7 protein-coding genes are annotated in these 6,601 nt (G+C 42.2%); all 7 read right to left on the reverse strand.

The genetic code is table 11. The features are described from left to right. Positions 1 to 193: protease inhibitor I42 family protein (locus NTU69_11665; GenBank protein MCX5804166.1), on the reverse strand; the 193-nt coding region annotated here is incomplete at its 3' end. A gap of 28 nt (positions 194 to 221) precedes the next feature. Beyond that, on the reverse strand, positions 222 to 3,209 hold the full coding sequence (locus NTU69_11670) for an AIR synthase-related protein (GenBank protein MCX5804167.1): 2,988 nt from the start codon (positions 3,207 to 3,209) through the stop codon (positions 222 to 224). Beyond that, the gene (locus NTU69_11675) at positions 3,210 to 3,968 is read right to left on the reverse strand and encodes a sugar phosphate isomerase/epimerase (GenBank protein ID MCX5804168.1); all 759 of its coding nucleotides are present in this window, start codon (positions 3,966 to 3,968) and stop codon (positions 3,210 to 3,212) included. It abuts the gene before it with no gap. Between the two features lie 287 nt (positions 3,969 to 4,255). Next, positions 4,256 to 4,648 (reverse strand): hypothetical protein, encoded by a 393-nt coding sequence (locus tag NTU69_11680; protein ID MCX5804169.1) that lies wholly within the window; start codon positions 4,646 to 4,648, stop codon positions 4,256 to 4,258. A gap of 3 nt (positions 4,649 to 4,651) precedes the next feature. Then, complete coding sequence (locus NTU69_11685; GenBank protein ID MCX5804170.1) at positions 4,652 to 4,792, reverse strand: hypothetical protein; 141 nt, start codon at positions 4,790 to 4,792, stop codon at positions 4,652 to 4,654. A gap of 20 nt (positions 4,793 to 4,812) precedes the next feature. Then, the gene (locus tag NTU69_11690; protein ID MCX5804171.1) at positions 4,813 to 5,331 is read right to left on the reverse strand and encodes an HNH endonuclease signature motif containing protein; all 519 of its coding nucleotides are present in this window, start codon (positions 5,329 to 5,331) and stop codon (positions 4,813 to 4,815) included. 126 nt (positions 5,332 to 5,457) lie between these two features. Further along, the gene (locus tag NTU69_11695) at positions 5,458 to 6,144 is read right to left on the reverse strand and encodes a hypothetical protein (GenBank protein MCX5804172.1); all 687 of its coding nucleotides are present in this window, start codon (positions 6,142 to 6,144) and stop codon (positions 5,458 to 5,460) included. Between the last annotated feature and the right edge of the window lie 457 nt (positions 6,145 to 6,601).

Consider the following 6,601-nt stretch of genomic DNA (forward strand, 5'->3'; position numbering starts at 1 on the left):
CATCAAAAGGTTCGGTGAGCTGCCAACTATAGCCGGTTGTCCGGTTCGATTCAAGGACAAGTGTAAATTCCTCACCCACCCTTGCCTCAAGGGTTTTTGTTATTGATTTTTGTGAGCCAATATCCTGTTCCTGGGCAATGGCAGGTGAGAGGCTTAAGCAGAGAAAAAAAATAACCAAAATTATTTTTTCCATAAGTTCCCCCGGAGAAATTTACCAGCCTTCAGGCACTAAAGATTTCTTTAAAGGGTGACTGCCATGCCTTATTCAAAAGGTCTATCCGTGTATCAATAATCGTATTGCCATGGATGCCACGGACTGTGAATCCTTCATCCTTTCTCGTCTTTCCAATGATACCAAAGGGTATGGTTGAAAATATTCCCCTGAACCTTTTTAGGTTTTCTTCCTGTATTGTGACAATGAACCTGCTCGGGGATTCTGAGAAGAGCAAAAAATCATCCCTGAAGATACCAATTGCAGGGATATAAGAAAGGTTGACATCTACCCCGAATCCTCCTGCAAAGGAACTCTCCGCAAGACTGCATCCAATACCTCCATCCGAGATATCGTGGCAGGATTTAATAATCCCATATCTTATTGCCTTTTCTAAACGTTTAAATGTCTTCTTTGCCGTCTGCCCCCTTACCTTTGGAGGTATGTTTCCATGGATGCCTGATGCAGCAAAATATTCTGAACCTCCAAGTTCAGCATATGTCTTGCCTATCACGATAATCAGATTACCGGCTGCCTTGAAATCCATTGTGACGACATTTTTCACATCTTTTATCACTGATATCGCGGATATGAGGACTGTCCGGGGGACAGAAATCTTTATGTCCTTGAACATATAATCGTTCTTCATGCTATCCTTCCCCGATATGCAGGGCGTTCCGAAGAGTGTTGTGTAGTCATAGAGCGCCATGTTTGCCCGTACAAGCTGGGCAAGTTTATATGGACCGTCCTGATTTTTTTCAGAGAATACCGGGTCAGACCAGCAGAAATTATCGAGAAGGGCCATCCTGCCCAAGGTACCACCGGTTGCTATGTTGTTGCGAATCGCTTCGTCTATTGCACAGGCAACCATGTGGTATGTATCAAACTCGCTGAATTTCGGGCATATTCCGTGACTCACGACAATCCCTTCCTGGCTTCCAAGCACTGGCCTTACCACACCTCCGTCACTCGGGCCGCTATTCTCCTTTCCCACAAGGGGTTTTACTACACTTCCCCCCTGCACCTCATGGTCATACTGTCGAACCACATATTCTTTACTGCATACGTTCCATCTTTTAAGCACCTTCAAAAGCGCATCAAGATAATCCTCTGGTTCGCCGATCGGGGCCTCCTCCCTTATCCTTCTTTCCCATTTTGCTGTGAGCTCCATCTTCGGAAGGCCATTATGGAGGAATGCCATATCGATATAGGCGACGGTTTGCCCTTTGTAGAGGATATGAAACCTGCCTGTATCTGTGAATTCACCAAGGACAGTTGATGTAACGTTCATCTTCTCAGAAAGTTCGAGAAAGGCATTTAGCTTTTCAGGGCTCACAGCCACGGTCATCCTCTCCTGTGCCTCGGAAAGGAGTATCTCCCAGGGAGAAAGCCCCTGATACTTGAGGGGCGCCCTGTCAATGTGGAGCATGCATCCGTTTGTATCCTGTGCCATTTCGCCGACCGAGGAGGAAAGACCCCCTGCGCCATTGTCTGTTATGGAGTTATAGAGGTTCATATCCCTCGCAATGAGGAGAAAATCTGTCATCCTTTTCTGTGTAATAGGGTCGCCTATCTGGACTGCACTTGTAGGGGAAACCTCTGATAGCTCTTCAGAAGAGAACGTGGCACCATGAATCCCATCCTTGCCAATCCTGCCGCCAACCATGATGATTGCGTCACCCTTTTGTGCCTTTTTCGTGTGGGTTGGCTCACCCTTTATCTTTCCCGGCATGATTCCGCATGTACCGCAGAAAACAAGGGGTTTACCGAGATATCCTTCATCAAATACGAGGGAACCGTTTATAGTAGGTATACCGCTCTTATTCCCTCCGTGTTCCACACCTTCCCTTACACCCTCCAGAACCCTTTTCGGGTGGAGTAGCCTCGGCGGAACAACACCGTTAAAATCAGGGTTTGCAAAACAGAAGACATCTGTATTGAATATCAATTTTGCCCCCTTACCGGTACCGAAGGGGTCACGGTTTACACCCACAATCCCGGTAAGCGCTCCTCCATATGGGTCAAGGGCTGAGGGTGTATTGTGGGTTTCAACCTTATAGGCGAGGTTGTATTTCCTGTTAAATCTTATAATGCCTGCATTGTCCTTGAATACAGACAGGCAGAAGTCCTTCCTGCCTTTCTGGTGCCTTATCTTCTCGGTAGATGCGACAATAAATGTCTTGAAGAGGCTGTCAATCCTGGATGCCCTGCCATCTTCCTCATAATCTATTATTGCATTGAATATCTTGTGTTTGCAGTGCTCTGACCATGTCTGGGCAATTGCCTCCATCTCCACATCGGTCGGCGATTCAGTGAGCCCTACCCTCTTTCGCTCCTCGATGACCTCCTTTTTCAGAAAGTACCTCTGGATAGAGATGAGTTCATCCTTCGATAAGGCCCATGTTCTTTCCCTCACTATCCTCATCATCTCTTTTAAGCCCGTGGTGAGGGCAAATGTCTCAGTAGTGGGTTCGTGTTCGATAGCCACCTTAGGGACAGATATCCCCATGCCTTGATCAGTTCGATATTGGGCAGCATTCTTATACACATACCTGTTGATTAAAGTATTTGCGAGCATACCCTCGGTAATGTTTATAATATCCCTTTCTGCAAGCCTTCCTTTTAAAAAATACATCCTTGAGGTGTAGACACCTTCGTCATCTTTGAATTGATAGGCTGAAATTGCCTCTATGACCTCTTTTGCAGTCCTCCCAACATTATCAGTAACACCAGGTTTAAACCCCACTTCTATTATCCAGTCGGCATCTATAAGCGTAGGCTCATTCACAAGCCCCATCTGTATCACAGGGTCAACGAAGGCATCGGTTTTCAGGTATTCGATGACACTTATTTCTAAACCGGCATCTATTGTGTAGACGTCCACCACATGGACTTCTGTTATATCAATCCCGAAGTCTGTCTTTATCCTTTTCTTTAACCTTTCCCCCGGGACATCCCTCACATCTTCCTTGTATGCGATTTCAATCCTCACAGCCATTTACGACAGAAACTCCATTATATTTTTTATACTTTCCTCTGCAGAAGGCTCACCATGGGGTTCTATGGTATAGAGAATACCTGTTGTATGTTTTAGAAATGCCTTGAGCTCCCGAAATGGGAATGTTCCCGTTCCAATAGGGAGATGCTCGTCCGATCTTCCGTGGTTGTCGTGGAGGTGCATCTCTTTTATCCTGTCCTTAAGCGGAACCAGCCAGCCATCGAGGGGAAGGGTTGAAAACAGGTTGAAGTGACCTGAATCAAAGCAAAACCAGAGGTTCTTTTCTTTGAAGTATTCAAAGAGGGCTATCAATGTGGAGGGATTTTCTTCAAAGACATTCTCAAGCATGATAAGGGGGCTCTCCTTTGCTTCACCTATCACCTCTGTCCATGTTTCGATACTCCCGTCAAGCCACAACCTTTCATTCCCGTCAAAACGCCATTTATCATAACCGGGATGGCATACTACCCCTTTTGCATGGAGGAGATGGGCCATCTCAACAGACCTTTTGAGCTTATCCCTTGTGATTGTTCTTACTTCCCTGTCAAAACCGCCAGGGCTCAAATCCATAAAGGGGGCGTGGACTGTGCATGGTATATCGTATCCCTGAAGCCTTTTACCCAGCTCTGAAGCCTCGTTTTTGCCAAGCCCTTCAAGGACGTTGTTATCGATGTATATCTCTATACCTATCTCGAGGCTCAAGATCCTTTTGATGTTTGGTTCAACCATTCTATACGGTACATTTGTAAATACAAGCATATTGGCTCACCGATGTTAAAATTTACAGGGTTGGTGCATATAAAGCAATAAAAAAGATTCTATAAACCACAGGGTTCAAGGGGTCGAGGGTTCAAGGATTCGAGTGTATTAAATTATTTTTATTCCCTTTTAATATTGCTATGTTAGAGATTACACCTACTACTAAATGATTTCTCTTTTATTAAATCTTAAGGATTACGAATAGAAACAGAGCATAACGCGCCGGCTCAGGAGCAGCGTGGTTTTTACGCTGTCGCCTGCAGCCGGTTTTTATAAAATTTTTTAATTTACTTCAGTTTTAAGTATCTTAATAACTCATTGGCTGCATCAACTATGCGTGTAGTATCTTTATAAGTAAAACCTCCCATATTATCTCTTTCTATATTTTCATCGCTCTTGCTCTTATTGTAATTTTCAACTGCCTTATCAAAGCCTTTTCTTTTCCGTATCGGGAGCTTTTCACGTATTAGTGCAACTGTAATCATCCAACCCCCTTGGATTTTTGAATTTGGGTGATTTTTTATTCCTATAAGATCATGACGTAAGGGCTCAATGAGGTTATTGAATTCTTTTCTTTTATCCCTATCAAGAGCGAACCTATTACCAATTAAGAATCCAATGAGACCCAGTATAGGCCCGAAAAATGGGTGCGTGATTATTTGTTGAAAAAAATCCCACATAATTTATTCTTTATTATTTGTTCCAATGAGCCAAGCCTTAGCGACCTCAAGGACAGCAATCGGTTTGAGCGCCACGTTAAATTTTCTATTTTTTCTCAATATATTTGTATAGTCATTGTAGCTGAAAAACATTAAAAGAATCATATTATAGACTCACCGGGTGTTTATTTATTACCGTTCCACCTTCTGATTCCTGTCAACCAGACATCATCCGTAACACCATAACGATTGAACAGTTCTGATTTAAACCTTTTGAGTTTTTCTTTACTTTCTTTTCTTGAGTAGGCTGGGATTTCTAATGTTACAATCCATTCATATTCATAGTGTATTTTGGAAGGAGAAGAGTCATCTTCTGAAGCTGTATCTTCTTTTTCTTCTTGAGAGCCAATCTTCCCTAAATGTTCAACCGCTCCATCTTTGAATTGCGCCTTCACATCGCCACCTTCATCGACCGCTAGTTCCACCCATATTTTATTTCTTTCTATAATTTGCTCACTTGTATATTCCTTGTGGCATTCCTTACATAAAGGCATGAGGTTTTCTATGTCATCTGCCCCCCCGTCCTCAACAGCTATAATATGATGTAACTCTGTCGCATAATTCTCGCATTCATGGCATTTGGTCCTTCTTTCTATCATCTCACGCCCTAACTTCTTAAACTCTTCAGATATTTTTCGTTTCATATCTTTTACCTCATATATTTACTGTGTAAACCCAGAAGATCTATGCATGATTTATAACGACACGCATCACCGGCGGCTGTAAGCCGTCCGGTGGATGCGATGGTTATGTGCTCTGTCTGAACTTGATTAAAGAATATTAGTATCATTGTTTTCTTTTAAAAAATGATTGACTGCAGTAAGGTAATCTCGAAGATTGCCCTGAAAAGAATTAGCTATAGGCTTAATTTCGTCCCAGTATTTTTTATTGGCTTCGTTAGATTTTTCCACTGCCTTATTTTTCCGCTCCTGATCACCAGATTTAAATGCAGCTTCTTCTTCTAAAAATGTGATCTTAACTGCACCGAACCTTTTTTTGAAAATTGAATGGGCTTCTATGGCAGCGTTAAGAACCTTTTCTGAATGAGCCCGAAGCGGGTTCTCGCTCTCGAAATAAAGCACTATTCTTTGATATTCTTTCACCATAGCGGCTATGATTGCGTTAAAAGACTTCTGGAAATCAATCAATGACTTGCCTTCGTCAAAAGGAAAGTCGCCAAAATTTACACTAAATTTCTTGTATAGCATATCAATAGAAGAGTCATAAAAGGCAAGAAGCCACTGACGACGCTGTTGTTCATAATCAGTCTTGAGCTGGGTGAGAGTTTGAATAGATGACTTTACGTTTTCAATCTTAGTTGTAATTTGTGCGATATCTTCTTTCGTAGCAAGGTTTTTACCTTTTTCAGACACGTAAGAACCAAAGTATCCGCGAACAAGGAAGCCGACAATTGCAGACACGATGATTATTGCTAATGAAATGAAAGTTTCAAACATTTGTGTAATCCTTTGATTCACACATAACAATTAATCTGCTGCAAGCTATAATTAATCACATATTAGTATTATAGGCATTGATATGTCAAGGATCATACGATCTTCAACTAATAATCTAATCATCGCAAAACAATATAATAACGAGCGGATACAATGTGTGGCGCAAATTGCAACATATAATATAACATTAAAAAACTAATATTATGCTGCAAGTCGTAAAATGTTAAATTTCAATATTTTCATCATGAGGGAGAATAAAGATACGTTCGATTACCGACTGAAGTATCGCATGTGTCGTAATGATGACAGACTCTCAATTACAGGAAGCTATACGTAACAAAAGTGATTGACCATTAGAACCGCTAAAGGTCATTATCTAACCTGCTTTTTCTCAAGAAAAAGGAGGAGAAATGACTCAAGCAAGGTCGATTGTCAGTACGCCGCTCAGTCGTGAAGT

The organism is Pseudomonadota bacterium, assembly GCA_026388215.1.
Classification (GTDB): domain Bacteria; phylum Desulfobacterota; class Syntrophorhabdia; order Syntrophorhabdales; family Syntrophorhabdaceae; genus JAPLKF01.